The sequence below is a fragment of the Lentzea sp. CA-135723 genome, assembly GCF_050936595.1.
In the GTDB taxonomy this organism is placed as follows: Bacteria; Actinomycetota; Actinomycetes; order Mycobacteriales; family Pseudonocardiaceae; genus Lentzea.
The window spans coordinates 29,563-48,788 of record NZ_JBNJMK010000002.1; the positions used below are offsets into that span (position 1 = coordinate 29,563).

The window sequence follows — 19,226 nt, forward strand, 5'->3', positions numbered from 1 at the left end:
CAAGGCTCCACGAGTGGGAGTCGGGGGGTCTGGCGGACCCGACATGACCAACACGGCCGGGGACCGGATTCGGTTCAAGAATTTTCGCTGAACCGATCGGCGTCTCATCACGTGTCATCGTCGGAACAGGACACACCCGCTAGGAGACGAAAATGCGTGCACGTATGGGGATTCTGCTGCTGCCCGCCCTGCTCGCCGGGCTCGCCGCGTGCGGAAGTGAAGCGCCGCAACAGGGTGCGCGGCAGCAGGAGGTTCCCGCGAACGTCCAGGTGAAGATCGTGCAGTCCGAGCTCGGCCCGATCCTGGCCGACCAGACGGGACGCACGCTCTACGCGTTCACCAAGGACGAGAACAAGCCCGCCGAGTGCGACGCCGACTGCATCGCCGTGTGGCCCGCCCTGACCTCGCAGTCCAAAGCGGACGTTGCGGACGGCGCCGACGGCGAGCTCGTCTCGCAGGAGGACGAGAGCTCGCAGGTCGTCTACGGCAAGTGGCCGGTGTACTACTACGTGGGCGACCAGGTCGCGGGCGACGTGAACGGCCAGGGCGTGGACGAGGAGTGGTTCGCCATCGCCGCGGACGGGAAACTCGTCAAGAAGAGCTGATGAACACTGGGCCGTTCGGGTGTATGCGGCTAACGGCCCCGTGCGAGATGTCGACCCTGCAGGTGAACCAGTAGGGGGCGACACATGACCAGCGCAGGGTTTGACCCGAAGTTCCTCGGCACCGAGGCCGGCACTCCCGTCCTGACCGAGTCGGGGGCGGCCGACGCGGTCGAGCTCGACGGCTCGACCACGATCGACTACACGCACTTCTCGCTCGCGATGAGCAAGTCCCGCAAGTTCGCGAGCTGGGTCGCGTGGAACATCGACGGCGGCGAGATGAAGGCCTTGAGCCGCAGCAACATCCCGTTCGTCAAGGACCCGCGCGTGCCGGCGGAGTTCCAGACCGGCGACGAGCTGTACCGCGACAACCGGCTCGACCGCGGGCACCTCGCCCGCCGCGCCGACCTGTGCTGGGGCCCCAAGGCCGAGGCGCAGAAGGCGAACCGGGACTCGTTCTTCTTCACCAACATCACGCCGCAGATGGACGACTTCAACCAGAGCGCCCGCGAAGGCCTCTGGGGCAGGCTCGAGGACGCGGTGCTCGCCGACGTCGACGTCGACAACCTCAAGGTCAGCGTCTACGGCGGCCCCGTCTTCAACGCCGACGACCGGCTGTTCCGCGGCGTCGCGATCCCGCGCGAGTTCTACAAGGCGATCGCGTTCGTGGTGGACGGCGAGCTGCGGTGCAGCGCGTTCCTGCTGACCCAGAACATCGTCCTGGCCGAGGCGCTGGACCTCGACGAGTTCCGGGTGTTCCAGGTGTCGCTGACCGAGCTGGAGAAGCGGCTCAGCCTCACCTTCCCGGCCGAGCTGCACGCGGCGGACACGGTGTCGGTGCAGCTGTTGGATGTCGAGGAGAGGAAGCCGTTGAGCAGCCTGGACGACATCCAGTGGTGAAGTGGGTCCTGACCCTCGGTGGTGACCGGGCTCAGCGTCACGTCGTGACGGTGAGCCCTGGCAGCTGACCGCGCAGCTCTTCCAGCTGTGCCAACGACTCCGGCTGGTGCACCACCAGGTGTTCCAGCCCCGGCAGCACGCGCAGGTCGTCGGCGTCCGGCACGCCGAACACCTCCAGCGTCCTGATGGTCGGCCACCGCTCCAGCCCCGCCAGCGAGTAGGGCGGGCGGTGGTCGATCGCCAGCTCGCGCAGCCTCGGCAGCTCGGGCAGCGCGCCCAGCCCGTGGTCGGTCGCCGAGTCGCGGATCTGCAACCGCCGCAACGCGCCGCCCTCCAGTGACGCGAGCTCGACGCGGCTGAAGTGCAGGTGCAGCTCGTCGAGGTCCTTCACCGGCGCCAGGTCGATCCGGCCTAGCGGGCGGCAGCGGCTCAGGTGCAGTTCCTTCAGCGAGCGCGACACCGCCAGCGGGGCGAGGTTGCGCATGACCTCGTTCTGCCACAGCTCCAGCCTGCGCAGCGACGGCATGGCGCCCAGCGGGTGCAGGGGGTTGATGTTGCCGATGCACCGCACGTACCGGAGCTTCTCCAGGTGCATGATGAACTGGATCCGGTGCCAGCCGCGGACGTCCACCCGCCGTTCACCGAAGTCCACTTTGGACAGCACGGACCGCGCGTACTGCTCGGCGTCCGGGGTGTTGCGCCACGCCCGCAGCAGCTCGTCGATGACCATCGTGTGGTCGACCGCGACGAACTCCGCGATCCGCTCCCACGCGCCCTCGCCGCCGATGTTCGCGAGCGTCCGCACGATGTACGCGGCCTCGTCGGACGCCTCGGGGCCGGGCAGCAGGTCGATCACGAACGACCCCGCCTCGGACAGCGCGTCGGCGTGCGCGAAGCTCTTCGGCGGGATCAGCGAGGCCGCCGCGGCCGTCACCTGGGCGCGGGCGGTCTCCGGTTCGATCACGTCGGCCTGGTCGAGGCATGCCAGCGCGAGCAGCCGCAGCTTGTCGCGGCCGCGTTCGTCCTTGCGCGTGTCGTCGTTGCCCGCCAGCAGGTCCATCAGCACGCGGGCCCGTTCGCGCGGCCGGGCGTGCGCGACGGCCATCACCACGACGTCGTGCCACTCGTCGAGATGTGCCCTGTCCACCAACAGGTTCAGGTCACCGGCGTCCACGACCTCCTTGGCCGCCAGGTAGTCCCGGAACGTCCGGTGCACGAACTGCACCCGTTCGCCGGGCACCTCGCGCAGCAGCCCTGCCCGTTCGAGCAGCCGCTGCATCGCGTCGGACGGGTCGATCTCGTGCGACCGCAGCCCGCGCATCGCGTTGCCGAGCCGGTGCACGGCCTCCTCGCGCGGCACCATCAGCTCCCGGTTGCGCACCAGCGAGTACGCGAACCGTTGCAGCAGAACGAGCTGCTCCTCCTTCGAGAACGACGGCAGCGCGAGCCCGCGGTTCTCGTCCCACCGCACCAGCAGCAGGTCCAGCGCCGCCTCGTAGAGCGACCGCCGGTCGCGCGGCAGGTGCATGTTCCGGTCCTGGTGCAACGCGCACAGCAACCCCGCCAGCAGCGGGCTCGACGTCAGCCTGCGCAGGTCGGGCCGCTGCGCGAGGGTCGCGAGCAGCCGGGCCTCGCAGTCGGTGAGCCACACCCGTGCCTCGCGGGTCAGCCCCGGTTCGTCGCGGGCCGCGGTGTGCCACGCCTCCACGAAGTCCCGCACGCCCTTGTCGCTGAGCGGCAGCAGGTCGAACGCGGCGAACTCGGCGTCCTCCAGCCAGTCCTCCGGCACGGCGGAGGGCCGCGTCGTGATCGCGTACCGGGCGTCCGGGTAGGCCGTGACCAGCTTCTCCAGCCACAGCCGCGCCTCGGCCCTGCGTTCCCAGACCAGCTCGTCCACGCCGTCGACGAGGACCAGCGCGCGCCCCTCCTTGAGCCGTGCGGTGACCCAGCCCGCCGGCTTCTCCTCCTCGATCATCGACGCGGTCGAGGAGATGAACTCCTCCGGCTTCGGCAGCGTGGCGTACTGCCGCAGCGGCACGAAGAACGGCACCAGCCCGAGCCACTCGTTGCCGGACGTGCTGGCCTGGCCCAGCGCGTTCATCGCGAGCCAGCGCAGGAACGTCGTCTTGCCCGCGCCCGCGCCGCCCCTGATCAGCACCCTCGGCGTGTCCGCGAGCGCCGCCGCGACCGGCAGCCCGGCGCCCGTCAGCTCGTCGGTGTCGCCGACCCGCGCGACCGCCAGCGACACGTACGAGGTGTCGAACGAGTGCCGGCGCGGTGCCCGGCCGCGCGACACCCCGAACAGCTCCAGCCCGCCCAGCGCGTGCGCGACCTGGTCGGCGTAGCGGTCCTCGAAGTCGCGGTGAGCCGAGCTCAGCGCGAGTTGTTGCTGGTCAGCGAGCCTTGCCACGGCGTCGGCGGTCGCCCGGCCCATCCGGAACATCTCCACCGCGAGCCGCCGCGCGTACTCCGGCTGCGACCACACCAGCTCCACGACCGCGACGCACACGCGCAGCAGCAACGCGTCGTACACGGCCGTGGCCTGCTCGGACAGGCCCGCCGAACGCCGGATCTTCGCGGACTTCGCCAGCACGTGCGCCCGCAACGACTCGGGCGTCAGCATGATCCGCAGCGCCTCTTCCGGCCGCAGCGGGAGAGAGGCCTCGATCGACTCGCGCACGGCGTCCACGGCGGCCTGCCACTCCGGCTGCTCGACGGCGCTGAGCTCGCCGCGCGCCAGTTCCGAACTGATCCGCTCGACCAGCGGTCCCGGCCTGGTCAGCTCGCGCTGGCGCTTCTTGTCCTTGGCGCCCTTGTGCACGACGTCGAAGAGACCGAGGAGCACCCGCTCCAGCACGGTCTCCAGCACCATCAGCAGTCCGGCGGAAAACGGATCAGCCACGACTCCAGTATCCGCACGTGATCACCCGGTCGCCGGTCGACTTCACCAGCTGTTCACTCGGGCAGCCCCACCTGGCGGACGTGGCCGATCTCGAAGTCCCTGCTCGTGCCGTCCGCGAGGTCGGCGCTGACCACGCCCTCGAGGTGTTTCGTCGGGATGATCACGTGCGTCTCCACGGCGCGCGGCCCGGTGGCGTACTTGATCTCGACGCGGCTCCCGTCGACCAGCGCCGACGACAGCAGCACGACCTCCTCGTCGCGCAGGAAGACGTTCTGGTCGCGCAGCATCCGCGCCGCCGTGCCCCTGGGCGTGCCGCGGCCCGCGCTCGGCCGTTCCTGCTCGACCAGCCGCACCGCGAGCTGCGTCAGCTCCAGGTCGTCCACCTCGGTCCGCCACCGGTCGGGCCTGCGTTCGCCACGGGCGTGCGCCCGCTTGCGCTCGACGGTCTCCACAATGGACTGTTCGCCCGCGTCGAGCCCGGTCGGCGCGTACCCGCTGCGGCGCAACGCGGCCAGCGTCTCCGCCATCGGCTGCGCGGAGGCCAGCACGGTCGGCGCGAGGAACCGCAGCTTCAGCGACGCGAGCCGCTTCGACTTCGCGATCTCCTGCAGCAGCGTCGGATCGGTGGCCCGCACGCAGCTCACCACGTCCGTGACCGTCAGATGCCCGTGCCTGCGGGCCACGTCTTGGACCTGGTACTCGATCACCTGCGGCAGCGCGGCCTCCGACACCGCCGCGAGCCTCTCGAGCACCTCGCCGGCCGACAGTCCCGTGTCGAGCGCGCGCCGCACCGACCCCGCCGACAGCCGCCACACCCGTGCGGCGTCGTTGTCCTCCAGGTCCGCCACCAGGTTCAGCGTCGCGCTGAGCTCCGGCGCCGGCAGGCCGTTCACCACGGCCGTCATGTCCGTCTGGAACGCCGCCTTCTCCGTCGCCGGCGGCATCAGCTCGCTCGCCGCGGCCTCGACGTCACCGCCGTGCAGCACGGCCACTCCTAACGGCGTGAGCGCGCCACCGGCCACCACGCCGAGCGACTCCAGCTCGGTGATCACCGCCGCCGTCGCGCGTTCGTCGTGCACGGCGGGCCGTTCCCACGCCAGGTCCGCGACGAGTTCACTGGTGCGGGTGAACGCCTCGTCGGCTTGGAAGCGCTCCAAGGTGCTGCGCCGCAACAACAGCCCGGCCGCCCCGGTGTAGTCGCGCAACGCGGCCCGCGCCTGGTCCGGTTCCGGCCGCCAGTCCATCCGCTGCCACGCGCGCACCAGCGCCGCGAGCCGCGGCCCCGGCTGCGCGCCGAGCCACTCGTCAGCCTGCTTCGTCGGCAGCAACCGTCCGCGGTCGACCCCGACCAGCTGGGCCTCTGCCGCGAGCTCCAGCCACAGCCGCAGCACGCCGTCCGCGACCCGCAACGCCCGCGCCACCCTGCGGATCTCCACCGTCGCCACGCCGCCGGTGTAGCGGGCGTCGAACGTGTCCTGCTCGCAGTGCGCCAGCAGCCGCGCCACGCCGTCCACAGTGGACATCGCGGGCACGATCGGCGAGACCGCGGACGCCTTGCGCCTCGTCGGTGCCTTGGGGCGCAACGTCAGCTTCCCCTGCGCCGCGCCGCTGGTCCGCACCGAGTTGACCGCCGCCAGCCGCGAGCCCTCCGGCCACGCCAGCGCGCGTCGCCTGAGCTCGCCGAACGCCCGCTCGAAGTCGCCTGTCGAGCACCGCAGCTCCGCGCACACCGTGTCGATCGTCCCGGAGTTGCCCTGCGCCACGATCGCCCCGAGCACGTCGACCGCGCCCTGGTCCAGCGTGTCCTCACCGGCGTGCACCGAGTCCGCGTCGGTCAGCTGCGTCGCGAGGTCCTTGAGCGTGCGGAGGTAGCGGTCGGCGACGTCGCGCCGGTACGTGAGGATCGCGGCCACCTCGTCCGGCTCGAGTTGGAGGAGCCAGGTCGCGAGCGCGTTGATACGGCGTGGCATTCATCGGATTATGGCCTGATTGTGTGCGCTCAAACGAATTTTCACCGGCATGGGCGATCCGCCTAGGCTGACTCGGTGACGTTCGACGGTTTCGGCGAGTACGCCATTGACTTCTACGACGGCCTGGTCCTGGACAACTCGAAGGCGTACTGGGACGACAACAAGGAGACCTACCTGCGCGACGTGCGCGCCCCGATGGAGGCGCTGCTGCTGGCGCTGGAGAAGGAGTTCGGCGAGGGCAAGGTGTTCCGCCCGTACCGCGACGTGCGGTTCGCCAAGGACAAGACGCCGTACAAGGACCACTGCGGCGGCGTGGTCGAGAAGGGCCGCGGCGGCGGCGCGTACTACGTGCAGATCAGTCCCGAAGGGCTCATGGCCGGCGGCGGCTCGTTCCACATGCAGCCAGACCAGCTCGCCCGCTACCGCGCGTCCGTCGACGCGCACGGCGTCCTGCTGCGCAAGATCGTGGACAAGCTCGCGAAGCAGGGGTGGACGGTCGCGGGGGACGTGATGAAGTCGAAGCCGCGGGGGTTCGCGGACGACCACCCGCACCTCGACCTGCTCAAGCACCGGTCGATCTACGTGCGCCAGGTGTGGGGGCCTGATGACGTGCTGCACGAGCCGGAGTGCCTCGACCGGGTGCGCAAGGCTTGGAGGCAGCTCAAGGACTTCAACGCGTGGTGCGAGGACCACGTCGGCGTGTCCGAGCAACCGCGGCGGCGATAGCCCAGCCGAGGCCGACGCCGAGCACGTCCACCAGGGCGTCCAGCACGTCGCCCGAGCGGTGCAACGGCGTGATGACGTGCTGGAGCACCTCCGAGATGCCCGCGTACGCCACCAGCCACCACAGAACGTGAGGGATCCTCGCGTACAGGCCGGTGAACGCGAGCAGGGCGAACAGCAGCGTGTGGACCACCTTGTCCGTACCCGGCGGCGAGCTCGGCACACCTGACTCCGGGGTGAACAACACGACGACGCTCAGCAACGCCGCGGTCACGAACGGAAGGACTCGACCCATTGTCAGAACATTACCGAGGAGTAGTTCGGGATCGGTCCAGGAACGGGGTCTACTCTCTCTAGACGTGAGTCGACGCGCAAAGATCGTCTGTACCCTCGGTCCCGCCACTGGCACGCCGGACAAGGTCCGCGACCTGGTAGCGGCCGGTATGGACGTGGCCAGGATGAACTTCAGCCACGGCAGCCATGCCGACCACAAGCAGGTTTACGACATGGTCCGCGCGGCAGCCGACGAGTCGGGCCGCGCCGTGGGCATCCTCGCCGACCTCCAGGGCCCCAAGATCCGGCTCGGCCGGTTCGCCGCGGGTCCTGTTGACTGGAACACCGGCGACGTCGTCCGCGTGACCGTCGAAGACGTCGAAGGCACGCACGACCGCGTGTCCACGACGTACAAGGAGCTCGCGAAGGACGCCAAGGTCGGCGACCGCCTGCTCGTGGACGACGGCAAGGTCGGCCTCGTGGTGATCGACGTCGAAGGTTCCGACGTCGTCTGCGAGGTCACCGAAGGCGGACCCGTCAGCAACAACAAGGGCCTCTCGCTGCCCGGCATGGACGTCTCCGTGCCGGCGCTGTCGGAGAAGGACATCGAGGACCTCGAGTTCGCGCTCTCGCTGGGCGTGGACTTCATCGCCCTGTCGTTCGTGCGCTCCCCGGCGGACATCGACCTGGTCCACCAGGTCATGGACCGCGCGGGCAGCAAGCGCCTCCCGGTGATCGCGAAGATCGAGAAGCCGGAGGCCGTGGACAACCTCGAGGCCATCGTCCTCGCCTTCGACGGCGTCATGGTCGCCCGCGGTGACCTGGGTGTCGAGCTGCCGCTCGAGCACGTGCCGCTCGTGCAGAAGCGCGCGATCCAGATCGCCCGCGAGAACGCCAAGCCGGTCATCGTCGCGACCCAGATGCTCGACTCGATGATCACGAACTCCCGCCCGACCCGCGCCGAGACGTCCGACGTCGCGAACGCGGTGCTCGACGGCGCGGACGCCCTGATGCTCTCCGGTGAGACCTCGGTCGGCCGGTACGCCATCGAGTCCGTGCAGACCATGGGCCGCATCATCGAGGCCGTCGAGACCGAGTCGGTCGTCGTGCCGCCGCTGACGCACGTCCCGCGCACCAAGCGCGGTGTGATCTCGTACGCGGCCCGCGACATCGGCGAGCGCCTCAACGCCAAGGCCCTGGTCGCGTTCACGCAGTCCGGCGACACGGTCCGCCGCCTGGCGCGCCTGCACACGCACCTGCCGCTGCTGGCGTTCACGCCGGAGCCCGCGGTGCGCTCGCAGCTCGCGCTGACGTGGGGCACCGAGACGTTCCTCGTGCCGCGCGTCGAGTCCACCGACGAGATGGTCCGCCAGGTCGACACCTCCATGCTCGAGATCGGCCGCTACCAGGCCGGTGACCTCATGGTCGTCGTCGCCGGTTCGCCTCCCGGCACCATCGGGTCGACGAACCTCATCCGCGTGCACCGCCTCGGCGAGGACGACCACGCGTAAGTGGCTCGCCTCTCAGCCTGATCCGTCGTGATGCCGGCCCCGCGCCCTCATACTGTTGTGTGAGGACGCGGGGCCGTTGCCGTGTCCGTGCCGCTAGGAGAGTTCTGCCGTGACTGAGGCCGCCCGAGCCGCCGCTACCTCGCCCTCTGGCCTGAGCGGGCAATCCGCAGTGGACGACCTGGTCGCGTTGCTCGACCTGGAACGCATCGAGGAGAACATCTTCCGAGGCGTCTCACCCGCCGAGTCGCCCGTGCGCGTCTTCGGCGGCCAGGTGGCGGGCCAGGCCCTGGTGGCCGCGAGCCGCACCGTCCCTGCCGAACGGCGGGTGCACTCGCTGCACTCGTACTTCATCCGCCCCGGCGACCCGCGCGTGCCGATCGTGTACGAGGTGGACCGCATCCGCGACGGCCGCTCGTTCACCACCCGCCGCGTCGTGGCCGTGCAGCACGGCAAGGCGATCTTCACCCTCTCCGCCTCCTTCCAGCTGGAGGAGCAGGGCAACGAGCACGCCGCCGCGATGCCGTCCGTGCCCGACCCGGAGACCCTGCCGACGTGGCGCGAGGCGACAGCGGACTTCCCGCTGATGAACGCGAAGTTCCCGCGGCCGATCGACGTGCGGTACGTGACCGAGCCGCCGTGGGAGTCCCGTGAGGACGGTCCCGGCGAGGCGGCGTCGCAGGTGTGGATGAAGGCCGACGGCAAGCTGCCGGACGACCCGATGCTGCACCTCTGCATCATGACCTACGCGTCGGACATGACGTTGCTGGACGGGGTGCTGGCGAAGCACGGTGTCTACTGGGGACTGGACAAGGTGCTCGGGGCCTCGCTGGACCACGCGATGTGGTTCCACCGGCCGTTCCGCGCCGACGAGTGGTTGTTGTACGACACCGCTTCGCCTTCCGCCTCGGGGAACCGCGGGCTGGCGACCGGGCAGTTCTTCACGCAGGACGGCGCGCTGGTGGCGACGGTGGTGCAGGAGGGGCTCATCCGCGTGATCAAGCCCTCGGCCGGCGAAGGCGCGCAGGCGTAGCGGCGGGAACTCTCCGCGCGATAGCCGGGTGTGATCATTCGAATCGGAGCGACGGCAGGGCTGCTGGTCGCGGTGACCGGGTGCGGTGGTGCCGGTGGTCCGACGGCGTCTGTGTCCGAAGCACCCGCCGTCACGACCACCAGTGCGGCACCGGACAACACGGCCTTGGAACAGCAGGTGCGCGCCTACTCGACCGCGTTCCTCGCGGGCAACGGCGACGCGGCGTACGACCTCCTGTCACAGCGGTGCAAGGAACGCAACACGCGTCCGAACTTCGTGATGCTCGTGCAGCAAGCAGGGACGCTGTACGGACCGCAGGAGATCCGGTCCCTGAAGGTCGATCAAGCGGCGGGGGACCTCGCTCGCGTTACCTACACGTACGACAAGGCCGAGTTGGACCAGCGTGGTGAGCCGTGGGTGCGTGAGTCCGGCGTGTGGAGGATCGACGACTGCAGCTGACCCGCTAGTCCGTGCGGCGCCGCCGATGCGTGGGCCGCAGGGTCGCCGGCGGCGTCAGCGCGCGGGTCTCGACCCGTTCCAGCACCACGGAGCTGGTGAGGTTGCGGACCTCCGTCCGCACCGCGATCTTGTCCATCAGGAACGCCTGCAGGTGCGTCGAGTCCGCCACCGCGATGTGGATCAGGAAGTCGGCCTGCCCGGAGACGTGGAAGATCGACCGGGTCTCCGGCTGCGCCATCACGAACGCCCGGAAGCCCGCCACCACCGGCCGGGTGTGCGGCCGGACGTTCACCGAGATCACGGCCTCCAGCGGCAGCCCGGTCGTGGCCGGGTCGACCACGGCGTGGCTGCCGGTGATCACGCCGAGGTCGCGCAGCCGCCGCACCCGCTGCAGGCAGGACGACGGCGCGAGGCCGACGATCTCGGCCAGCGCGCGGTTCGGGAGGGTGGCGTCGTTCTGCAACTCCTCCAGGATGTGCCAGTCGACCGAATCCAGTTCGGCTTGTTCGCGCATAACCGAACATCGTACTGAGCTGCTGGAATCCGCACGAACGAACGGCAGACGATCTGCGGCATGCACATCGCGTGGACGTCGTTCCTGCTGGCACTCGTGGTGATCACGGTCGTGCCCGGCCCGGACTTCGTGCTGGTCATGGGGAACGCGGTCCGGAGCTTCCGGAAGGGCGTCGAGGCGGCGCTGGGGGTGCTCACCGGGTTGTTGATCCACGGCACGCTGGCGACGCTCGGGTTGTCGGCGCTCGTAGCGGCCGCGCCGACGGCGTTGTTCGTCGTCAAGGCGGTCGGCGCGGTGTACCTGGCCTACGTCGGGTTCATGACGCTGAGGTCGGCCAGCAAGCCGATCACCGAACAGCCGCAGCAGAAGAACGTGTTCCTGCGCGGCATGTTGTGCGACCTGTTGAACCCCAAGGTGATGCTCACGTTCCTGAGCCTCATCCCACAGGCGATGGACCCGGCCGCCGCGCCGTTGCCCCAGGCGGCGTTGCTCAGCGCGGTGACGGTCGGGGTGTTCGCCGTGTTCTGGGTGATCGTGGTGCCGTCCGCGCGTCAGCTGGGCAGGCTGCTGAGCAAGCCCAAGACCCGCGCGCACTTCGAACGGGTCTGTGGGACCGCTCTCATCGGGTTGGCCGCGTCAGTTCTCGCTACCTGAGTCCCACGTGACGGACAGCTCGTCACGGGTGCCGAACCGGACCAGGTGCCGTTCGACGACATCGCGCAGGCGTGCCACGTCCTCCTCCGACGTGCACGCGACGCGCATGATCAACGCGTCGGACGCGGCCTCGAACTCGGCCAGGCCGAACGAGAACCGCACGAAACCGCGGGTGTCCTCCCAGGACCCTTCCACGTCCTTCGCAGTGAAGTGCTTCACCAGCTGCGATCCGTACCTGGAGGCACGGTCGGTCGCCGAGCGTCCCACGCTCGTGAATTCCGTCATGAAGCCAACTTACGCCTAGCCATACGTACCGGCACGTGACGCGGTTCACCTGCCAAAACGGAGTCTGAGAACACGCTGTGACGTCTCGCGCAAAGCGAGAGAACACGGCAGGCTGTGCGCATGACGGAAGGCAAAGCACGTATCGCGGTCACCGGTCTTGCCACCATGGGCAGCAACCTCGCGCGCAACCTCGCGCGCCACGGCTTCAAAACGGCCGTGCACAACCGGACGCCCGCGAAGATGAAGGCCCTGCTCGAAGAGCACGGCCACGAGGGCGACTTCGTCGGCGCCGAGACGTTGCAGGACCTGGTCGACAGCCTGCAGACGCCGCGCCAGATCATCATCATGGTCAAGGCGGGTGGCCCCACCGACGCCGTCATCGACGAGCTGAGCGGGATCCTCGAACCCGGCGACATGGTCATCGACGGCGGCAACGCCCACTACGCCGACACGCGCCGCCGCGAGGCCGCGCTGAAGGAGAAGGGGCTGCTGTTCGTCGGCGCCGGCATCTCCGGTGGCGAGGAGGGCGCGCTCAACGGCCCCAGCATCATGCCGGGCGGCCCGGCCGAGTCGTACCAGCACGTCGGCCCGGTCTTCGAGGAGATCGCCGCCAAGGTGGACGGTCAGCCGTGCTGCGTGCACGTCGGGCCGGACGGCGCCGGGCACTTCGTGAAGATGGTCCACAACGGCATCGAGTACGCCGACATGCAGCTGATCGCCGAGGCGTACGACCTGCTGAGCCGCATCGGCGGGCAGACGCCGGCGGAGATCTCCGAGGTCTTCACGCAGTGGAACTCGGGCGACCTGGAGTCGTACCTGGTCGAGATCACCGCCGAGGTGCTCAAGCACGTCGACGCGGACGGCACCCCGCTCGTGCAGGTCATCGAGGACGCGGCGGAGCAGAAGGGCACCGGCCGCTGGACCGTGCAGGAGGCGCTGGAGCTCGGCGTCCCGGTCACCGGCATCGCCGAGGCCGTGTTCGCGCGCAGCCTGAGCGGCCACACCGACCAGCGCAAGGCCGTGCGCGACGCGTTCGGCGCCAGCGAGGTCGTCGCGAAGCCGGACGCCGACCTCGTCGACGACGTGCGCCAGGCGCTCTACGCGTCGAAGGTCGTCGCGTACGCGCAGGGCTTCGACATGATGCGCGAGGCGTCCAAGAACTTCGACTGGAACATCGACCTCGGCGCGATGGCGACGATCTGGCGCGGCGGCTGCATCATCCGCGCGCAGTTCCTCAACCGGATCCGCGAGGCGTACGACAAGAACGCGGACATCGCGTCCCTTCTGGTGGACGACTACTTCCGCGACGCGGTCCGCGACGCGGAGGCCGCTTGGCGCAGGGTCGTGGTCCGTGCGGTCGAATCCGGTGTGCCGACGCCCGGTTTCGTGTCCGCTCTGGCCTACTACGACGGGCTTCGTTCCGAAAGGCTCCCAGCGGCACTTGTTCAGGGACAAAGGGACTTCTTCGGGGCGCACACGTACAGGCGCACCGACAAGCCCGGTAGCTTCCACACGTTGTGGTCGGGTGATCGATCAGAGGTGGAAGCGTGAAGTTAAAGGTTCTGGGGGCGGTCGTCGCTGTGGCGGCAGGGTTCTCCCTGACGTCCAGCGGCGGCGCCGTGGCGGTCGGCAACGAGGCCCTCACGGCTGATCTCGACGCGATCCTCGCCGACAACGCGCTCAAGGGCGCGGATGTCGGCCTGGTCGTGCGGGACGCCGGCACAGGCGAAGTGATCTACACCAGGCAGAGCAGCAGGCGTTCCCAGGTGGCGTCGAACATGAAGCTGCTCACGACGACGACGGCGCTCGACCTGCTGGGCCCGGACTTCCGCTGGAAGACCGAGCTCGTGTCGGCCGGGACGAGGTCCGGGACGACGCTGAACGGCGACCTCGCGTTGCGCGGTGGCGGCGACCCGACGATGTCCCGGCTGCGCTACCAGCAGCTCGCGGACACGCTGAAGGCCAGTGGTGTCACCACGGTCGACGGCGCGCTGGTCATCGACGACACCAAGTTCGACGCGCAGCCGTACGGCACGGGCTGGGCGTGGGACGACGAACCGTTCTCCTACAGCGCGGAGACGTCGGCCCTCACGCTCTCGCCGGACGCGAAGTTCAGCGCGGGCACGGTCGTCGTGCGCGTCAAGCCGGGCGCCGCGGCGGGCGCCCCGGCGATCGTGACGACCGAACCGGCGAACGACCACGTGCAGATCGTGTCCACGGCGACGACCGGCAACGCCGGGCTCTTCGTGGAACGCGAGCACGGCACGAACCGGATCGTCGTCAGCGGCTCCACGTCCGTCGAGACCACGAGGCTCACGTCGGTCAAGGACCCGGCCGGGCTCGTGACGTCGGTGTTCCAGAAGGCCTTGCAGGCCAGCGGGATCACCGTCACCGGCGGCGTGAAGCGGCAGAAGGCGGCGGCCGGCGCCGCGGTCCTCGCGACGGACACGTCGATCAAGCTCAGCGAGCTGAACGTGCCGTTGCTCAAGGACAGCAACAACATGCTGGCCGAGGTGCTGGTCAAGACCGCGGGTGGTTCGTTCACCAACGGCATCAACCAGCTCAGCACCAAGTGGTCCGGCCTGGGCGTCGACCCGAACGCGGTCGAGGTCTTCGACGGCTCCGGCATGTCCCGGCTCGACCAGTTCTCGCCGGACGACCTGACGTCGGTGCTGATCAAGGCGAAGACCAAGCCGTGGTTCGCCGGGTGGCAGGCGTCGCTGCCGGTCGCCGGTGTCGACGGCACGCTCGCGAACCGCATGAAGAACACGGCGGCCGCGGGCAACGTGAAGGCCAAGACCGGGTCGCTCTCGGGCGTCTCCGGCCTGTCCGGCTACGTGAAGACGGCCGCGGGCCGCGACCTGGTGTTCTCGGTGGTGCAGAACAACGTTCTGCTGTTCAACAACCCGAAGAACATCGAGGACCGCATCGCCGTGCGGCTGGCCTCGGACGGCGGCACCTCGATCGCGCCGCAGGTCCAGACGGTGCCGCAGCAGCGCAAGGCTCCGGCGCAGGACCGCGCCAAGGTCCCCGCGCAGGAACGGTTCGACGTGGAGTGCTCGTGGATCGGCACCTGCTGATCTGAGAAGTCCACAGTGGAGCCGCCCCGGGGAACGTTTCCGGGGCGGCTCCTCGCTTTCTACGCCGGGGACGGCACGGGTTCGAGCCCGTTGCGGTCCGGGTCGACCAGGTAGACGCGGGCGTTCGAGATGTCGAAGTACATGCCCTTCAACGTCAGCGTGCCCGCCGCGATCGCCTCCCGCACGCTCGGGAACCCGAGCAGGTTGTCGAGCTGCTGCGCGACGTTCGCGACCGCCAGCCGGTCGGCCACCGGCAGCTCCGCGCAGCCCGGCGCGGTCGGCGCGTGGAACCTGATCAACGACGGCTCGGCGTTGCGCAGCCACGAGTGCAGGTGCGAGCCCCTGGAGGCCGACCCCTTCACCAGCGCCTTCATCGCACCGCAGTCGGAGTGTCCACAAACGACGATCGTGCTGACGTTGAGGATCTCCACCGCGTACTCGACGGCGGCACCGACCGAGCTGTCGCCGGTGGACGGCGTCGGCACCAGGTTGCCGATGTTGCGCACGCAGAACAGGTCGCCCGGCCCGGACGTGGTGATCAGGTTCGGCACGACCCGGGAGTCCGCGCACGTGATGAACAGCTGCTGGGGCCGTTGCCCGTGCACCGCCAGCTCGTGCAGGAACGGCCGCACCAACGGCGCCGAGCGGCGTTCGAACTCGTGCATCCCGCGCAGCATCGGGTCGCCTTCGACCGAGGCGCGCTGGGCCGGCAACGTCACGGCCCCCGGCGTGCCCTGCCAGTGCGACCACGGCGCGAACCAGCGGGGCAGCGGACCGGGCAACGTCTTGCGCCGGCCCGGTTTGCCCTGGTTCGCGCGGTCGTACCAGGTGTCGTGCACCTCGTCGACCCGCACCCGGCCGCCGAGCCGTTCGTAGCCCTCGCGCCAGTCGTTGATCGCCTCGTAGGACGCGTGGTCCAGGTAGTCGACGTGCAGCTCCAGCACCACGGTCTCGCCCTGCGGCATCCGGCGCAGCTCCCGCACGAGCCGCCCGACCCCGAGGAACACCAGCGATCCGCGCACGCACACCCGGTTGCCCTCGACCCGCACCGAGCAGTGCGTCAACCGGTACAACGCGCGCAGCAGCGCGACCGCGAGCCCCGCGACCACGCCTTCCAGCAGTCCGAAGAGGACGACACCGAGCGCGGTCGTCGCGTAGACCACGAACTCCCGGTGCTGCAGGAGGTTCCGCATGCGCTGCACCGACACGAGCTTCAGCCCGACGACGAACAGCACGCCCGCCAGCGCCGCCAGCGGGATCAGCTCCAGCGCCGGGGCGAACGCGAGCACCGCCACCGCGATCCAGACGCCCTGGAAGATGGCCGCGTACCGGGTCTTCGCGCCGGCCGCGACGTTCGTGGAGCTCCGCGCGAGGCCGCCGCTGATCGGGAACCCGCCGAGCGCGCCCGCGAGCACGTTGCCGGTGCCCTGCGCGATCAGCTCCTTGTCCAGCCGGGCGCGTGGCCCGTCGTGCAACCGGTCCGTGGCGACGGCCGACAGCAACGACTCCATGCTCGCCACCAGCGCCACGGTCACGACGGCGGTCACCACCGTGCCGGCACTGCCCTGCGGCATCTCGGGGAACGTCAGCGCGTGGCTGTCCGGCAGGTCCACGCGGGCCACGTCGAGCCGCAGCACGAACGCCAGCCCGGTCGCCAGCGCGACGGCCACCAGCGGCGCGGGCACCAGCGACGCACGCGGAACCCGGTGCCACAGCAGGAGAACCGCGATCGCGACGGCACCGGCCACAACGGACCCGAGCTGCGCCGAGACCACTTCTCCCGGCAGCAGCGCGAGGTTCGCCGGCACGGTCGACGCCGCCGTGCCGCCCAGCAGCACGACGAGCTGCCCCACGGCGATGGAGATGCCGATGCCCGCCAGCATCCCGTGCACCACGGCGGGGGACAGCGACATCACCAGGCGGCTGATCCCGGTGAGCCCCAGCGCGAGCTGCAGCACGCCCGCGGCCAGCGTGATCGCCGCCGTGGCCGCCCACCCGAACTGCGCGACGAGCCCGGCCACGATCACCACGAGCCCGGTGCCGGGACCGCTGATCTGCAACGGAGCCCCGCTGATCGCGCCGACGACCACGCCGCCGATGATCGCGGAGATGATCCCGGCCATCAGCGGCGCGCCCGTGGCGTGCGCGATGCCGAGCGAGAGCGGGATCGAGATGAGGAACAGCACGAAGCTCGCGGGCAGGTCGTGCTTCAGGAGCACCGGAGGGCCGTGCGGGGTGTGGTCGCCTGCGTTGGACCTGGGCTGATGGTTCACGAGAAGTCCCTTTGCTGAATAGCGGCATAGCCCTGTGCGACGGATGCACAGGGCGGGGAGGGGGAGTGAGCCGGAAAGCTCTAGATGCGCTCTAAGGGCAGCATTCGGCGCGGCCGGACGGCATCGAGCTCGTCGGCGCGGTCATGCGGGGTCGGCACGGGAACACCTCCGTGTCGGCACAGGCATCGTGGGTCGGATCAGGCCGCGTCGTCACCAATGATGAGGCCGGAAACGGTGCTGTGACAGACCTTTCAGCCAACCGTGTTGATCTTGGCTCGGGTCGTCACGCCTGGTGATGACGTAGAAGGGCCGGCTCCGGTCGGGGGGTGCGGAGCCGGCCCAGGTCGTGAGGGAACCGAAGAACTATCGAGTTCGGAGAAATCAGCCTACCGAGCGCAGGTGCTTGCCGTGCGAAGTCTCCTGGCCGACGACGGTCAGGATCAGCTGCGCCGACAGGTAGGCACGGCACGGTGCGGGCATCCGCCTGGAGAACCAGCCGCGCTTGCAGGTCGCGCACCGGCCGTGCTCGTCGGGCTGGTGCTCGTCGAGCAACGCCTTCACCACCGCGACCACCCTCGGCAACTCAACCCTGGCGAGTACGAGAGCGGTCTGGTCGTCGCCGCGGGCGGCGAGGTCGGTGAGTGTGGCCAGGTGGGAGTGCAGCGACTTGTCCAGTTGGCTGAACACCGTGACGGCCATCAGGCTCAGAGCTCCAGTCCGTGCGTAAGCAACCCATGCAGCCTGGCGCGCCCAACCTGCGATCTGCAAGTTGCAGTACACGAATGGATGACGTCTCTTTGCGGCGGGCTGGTTTGCTCTCAAACTGGGAACGACCAGGAGGAGCGGATGCCACTCAGGAGGCGTCATGCGGGGTAGCAGCCCGACCCTGCGCAAGCGTCGGCTCGTGAGCGAGCTCCGGCGTCTGCGTGAAGTGGCCGAGCTGACGATCGAGGAGGTCGGGGAGCGCCTGGAGTGCTCCGCCTCCAAGATCAGCCGCATCGAGACGGGCAGGGTGGGGGTGAGCCCGCGCGACGTGCGGGACATGCTCACCGCCTACGGTGCGGACGCCGCCGCCCTCGAGGAACTGGTCCAGCTCGCCAGGGAAGCCCGCCGCAAGGCGTGGTGGGACGAGTTCGGCGACATCGTGCCCGGTCGTTACGTGGGGTACGAGGCCGACGCGGACTCGATCAGGAGCTATCAGGGCCTGATGATCCCCGGCCTGCTGCAGTGCGAGGCGTACACGAGAGCGTTGATCTGCCAGGGCTTGCCGAACGCGAGCACCGCCGAGATCGACCGCCGCGTCCGGTTGCGCAAGGCCAGGCAGGCCCTGCTGCGCGAGGACGACCCGTTGCGCCTGCACGCCGTGATCGACGAGGCCGCCCTGCGCAGACTCGTCGGCGGCCCAGGGGTGATGCGCGTGCAGTTGGCGCGTCTTCTTGAGATCGGCGCGCTGCAGAACGTCGTGATGCAGGTCGTGCCGTTCGACGCCGGTGGTCATGCCGCCATGGACGGCCCGTTCGTGATCCTCAGCTTTCCCGAGCGGCTCGACCCCGACGTCGTGTACATCGAAAGCACCAGAAGCGGCGTCTACCTGGAACAGCAGTCGGACGTCCTTTCCTACGCCGAGATGTTCGAGCGGCTGGTGAGCGCCTCGCTTCCGCAGCGGGAGTCCTTCGCCTTGATCACCGAAGTCGCTCGCACTCTCGCGTGACCGCGACCGGGAGTGAACAGACTGTGGAAAGCTTGAGTTGGCGCAAGAGCAGCCGGTCCTCGGCCGCTGGAGCCGACTGCGTGGAGATCGCGCTCGTCTCGGCGGGCGCGGCGGTTCGTGACAGCAAGAACGCGGACGGCGCGCGGCTGAGGTTCGGCGACGCGGGGTGGGACACGTTCCTCGCCGCCGCGAAGAACGGCTCTTTTGTCAGCTGATCGACAGACACGCGAGAAGGCCCCGGCCGGGATCATCCCGGCCGGGGCCTTCTTCGTCGTGAGGGGACGTGGGCCGGCCGGCGTTCCGCCGCCGCGGGCTGGATGCCCCTTGCACGCCGGCCGA

Annotated in this window: 18 protein-coding genes; 11 read left to right on the plus strand and 7 right to left on the minus strand. The window is 69.6% G+C overall.

Going from position 1 to position 19,226, the window contains the following annotated elements; all coding sequences use genetic code 11:
• Window positions 1–152: 152 nt before the first annotated feature.
• Together ACQEU1_RS36050 and ACQEU1_RS36055 are read left to right on the plus strand one after the other, a co-directional pair.
• The gene (locus ACQEU1_RS36050; RefSeq protein ID WP_433212152.1) at window positions 153–605 is read left to right on the plus strand and encodes a COG4315 family predicted lipoprotein; all 453 of its coding nucleotides are present in this window, start codon (window positions 153–155) and stop codon (window positions 603–605) included.
• A gap of 84 nt (window positions 606–689) precedes the next feature.
• Window positions 690–1,502, plus strand: coding sequence for a DNA/RNA non-specific endonuclease (locus ACQEU1_RS36055; RefSeq protein WP_433212155.1), 813 nt, complete (start codon window positions 690–692; stop codon window positions 1,500–1,502).
• A gap of 37 nt (window positions 1,503–1,539) precedes the next feature.
• Here the strand turns inward: ACQEU1_RS36055 and ACQEU1_RS36060 are convergent, their stop codons facing one another.
• Window positions 1,540–4,404 (minus strand): NACHT domain-containing protein, encoded by a 2,865-nt coding sequence (locus ACQEU1_RS36060; protein ID WP_433212158.1) that lies wholly within the window; start codon window positions 4,402–4,404, stop codon window positions 1,540–1,542.
• Window positions 4,405–4,457: 53 nt separating this feature from the next.
• A complete protein-coding gene (locus tag ACQEU1_RS36065; RefSeq protein ID WP_433212161.1) occupies window positions 4,458–6,374 on the minus strand; it encodes a helicase-associated domain-containing protein in 1,917 nt (638 codons plus the stop codon).
• 75 nt (window positions 6,375–6,449) lie between these two features.
• Between ACQEU1_RS36065 and ACQEU1_RS36070 the strand changes: the two genes are divergently transcribed.
• Window positions 6,450–7,100, plus strand: coding sequence for a DUF2461 domain-containing protein (locus ACQEU1_RS36070; RefSeq protein ID WP_433212164.1), 651 nt, complete (start codon window positions 6,450–6,452; stop codon window positions 7,098–7,100).
• On the opposite strand, the gene ACQEU1_RS36075 is transcribed toward ACQEU1_RS36070, so the two are convergent.
• Window positions 7,045–7,392, minus strand: a complete 348-nt coding sequence (locus ACQEU1_RS36075) for a VanZ family protein (RefSeq protein WP_433212167.1) — start codon at window positions 7,390–7,392, stop codon at window positions 7,045–7,047. The genes ACQEU1_RS36070 and ACQEU1_RS36075 overlap by 56 nt on opposite strands.
• Window positions 7,393–7,456: 64 nt before the next feature.
• Between ACQEU1_RS36075 and pyk the strand changes: the two genes are divergently transcribed.
• The 3 genes from pyk (at window position 7,457) to ACQEU1_RS36090 (ending at window position 10,370) form a co-directional block, all read left to right on the plus strand.
• On the plus strand, window positions 7,457–8,881 hold the full coding sequence (gene pyk / locus ACQEU1_RS36080) for a pyruvate kinase (RefSeq protein WP_433212170.1): 1,425 nt from the start codon (window positions 7,457–7,459) through the stop codon (window positions 8,879–8,881).
• Window positions 8,882–8,990: 109 nt separating this feature from the next.
• A complete protein-coding gene (gene tesB / locus ACQEU1_RS36085; protein ID WP_433212173.1) occupies window positions 8,991–9,911 on the plus strand; it encodes an acyl-CoA thioesterase II in 921 nt (306 codons plus the stop codon).
• Between the two features lie 30 nt (window positions 9,912–9,941).
• The gene (locus ACQEU1_RS36090) at window positions 9,942–10,370 is read left to right on the plus strand and encodes a nuclear transport factor 2 family protein (RefSeq protein WP_433212176.1); all 429 of its coding nucleotides are present in this window, start codon (window positions 9,942–9,944) and stop codon (window positions 10,368–10,370) included.
• A gap of 4 nt (window positions 10,371–10,374) precedes the next feature.
• Here ACQEU1_RS36090 and ACQEU1_RS36095 read toward each other — a convergent pair whose 3' ends face one another.
• Entirely contained in the window at window positions 10,375–10,884 is a 510-nt protein-coding gene (locus tag ACQEU1_RS36095) for an Lrp/AsnC family transcriptional regulator (protein ID WP_433212179.1), read from the minus strand.
• A gap of 60 nt (window positions 10,885–10,944) precedes the next feature.
• Here ACQEU1_RS36095 and ACQEU1_RS36100 point away from each other — a divergent pair, with 60 nt between their 5' ends.
• Window positions 10,945–11,538 (plus strand): LysE family translocator, encoded by a 594-nt coding sequence (locus ACQEU1_RS36100; protein WP_433212182.1) that lies wholly within the window; start codon window positions 10,945–10,947, stop codon window positions 11,536–11,538.
• Here ACQEU1_RS36100 and ACQEU1_RS36105 read toward each other — a convergent pair.
• Window positions 11,521–11,823 carry a DUF2218 domain-containing protein gene (locus ACQEU1_RS36105; RefSeq protein ID WP_433212185.1) on the minus strand — a complete coding sequence of 101 codons (303 nt, stop codon included), beginning with the start codon at window positions 11,821–11,823 and terminating at the stop codon, window positions 11,521–11,523. The genes ACQEU1_RS36100 and ACQEU1_RS36105 overlap by 18 nt on opposite strands.
• A gap of 120 nt (window positions 11,824–11,943) precedes the next feature.
• On the opposite strand from ACQEU1_RS36105, the gene gndA reads away from it, so the two are divergent.
• Window positions 11,944–13,374: an NADP-dependent phosphogluconate dehydrogenase gene (gndA, locus tag ACQEU1_RS36110; protein WP_433212188.1), complete on the plus strand. Its 1,431-nt coding sequence runs from the start codon at window positions 11,944–11,946 to the stop codon at window positions 13,372–13,374.
• Window positions 13,371–14,903, plus strand: coding sequence for a D-alanyl-D-alanine carboxypeptidase/D-alanyl-D-alanine endopeptidase (gene dacB, locus ACQEU1_RS36115; protein ID WP_433212191.1), 1,533 nt, complete (start codon window positions 13,371–13,373; stop codon window positions 14,901–14,903). The genes gndA and dacB overlap by 4 nt, the downstream gene beginning before the upstream one ends.
• 59 nt (window positions 14,904–14,962) lie before the next feature.
• Here dacB and ACQEU1_RS36120 read toward each other — a convergent pair whose 3' ends face one another.
• Both ACQEU1_RS36120 and ACQEU1_RS36125 read right to left on the minus strand, forming a co-directional pair.
• A complete protein-coding gene (locus tag ACQEU1_RS36120; RefSeq protein ID WP_433212194.1) occupies window positions 14,963–17,176 on the minus strand; it encodes a SulP family inorganic anion transporter in 2,214 nt (737 codons plus the stop codon).
• 381 nt (window positions 17,177–17,557) lie between these two features.
• Entirely contained in the window at window positions 17,558–17,875 is a 318-nt protein-coding gene (locus tag ACQEU1_RS36125; RefSeq protein WP_285639035.1) for a hypothetical protein, read from the minus strand.
• A gap of 166 nt (window positions 17,876–18,041) precedes the next feature.
• Here ACQEU1_RS36125 and ACQEU1_RS36130 point away from each other — a divergent pair, with 166 nt between their 5' ends.
• Window positions 18,042–18,887, plus strand: a complete 846-nt coding sequence (locus tag ACQEU1_RS36130) for a helix-turn-helix domain-containing protein (protein WP_433212197.1) — start codon at window positions 18,042–18,044, stop codon at window positions 18,885–18,887.
• Window positions 18,888–18,910: 23 nt separating this feature from the next.
• Window positions 18,911–19,102, plus strand: a complete 192-nt coding sequence (locus ACQEU1_RS36135) for a DUF397 domain-containing protein (RefSeq protein WP_433212200.1) — start codon at window positions 18,911–18,913, stop codon at window positions 19,100–19,102.
• Window positions 19,103–19,226 lie beyond the last annotated feature (124 nt).

Coding starts and splice junctions, on each gene's coding strand:
- ACQEU1_RS36050 (WP_433212152.1), top strand. CDS start 153: ATGCGTGCACGTATGGGGATTCTGCTGCTGCCCGCCCTGCTCGCCGGG.
- ACQEU1_RS36055 (WP_433212155.1), top strand. CDS start 690: ATGACCAGCGCAGGGTTTGACCCGAAGTTCCTCGGCACCGAGGCCGGC.
- ACQEU1_RS36065 (WP_433212161.1), bottom strand. CDS start 6,374: ATGCCACGCCGTATCAACGCGCTCGCGACCTGGCTCCTCCAACTCGAG.
- ACQEU1_RS36075 (WP_433212167.1), bottom strand. CDS start 7,392: ATGGGTCGAGTCCTTCCGTTCGTGACCGCGGCGTTGCTGAGCGTCGTC.
- ACQEU1_RS36095 (WP_433212179.1), bottom strand. CDS start 10,884: ATGCGCGAACAAGCCGAACTGGATTCGGTCGACTGGCACATCCTGGAG.
- ACQEU1_RS36100 (WP_433212182.1), top strand. CDS start 10,945: ATGCACATCGCGTGGACGTCGTTCCTGCTGGCACTCGTGGTGATCACG.
- ACQEU1_RS36105 (WP_433212185.1), bottom strand. CDS start 11,823: ATGACGGAATTCACGAGCGTGGGACGCTCGGCGACCGACCGTGCCTCC.
- gndA (WP_433212188.1), top strand. CDS start 11,944: ATGACGGAAGGCAAAGCACGTATCGCGGTCACCGGTCTTGCCACCATG.
- ACQEU1_RS36125 (WP_285639035.1), bottom strand. CDS start 17,875: ATGGCCGTCACGGTGTTCAGCCAACTGGACAAGTCGCTGCACTCCCAC.
- ACQEU1_RS36130 (WP_433212197.1), top strand. CDS start 18,042: ATGCGGGGTAGCAGCCCGACCCTGCGCAAGCGTCGGCTCGTGAGCGAG.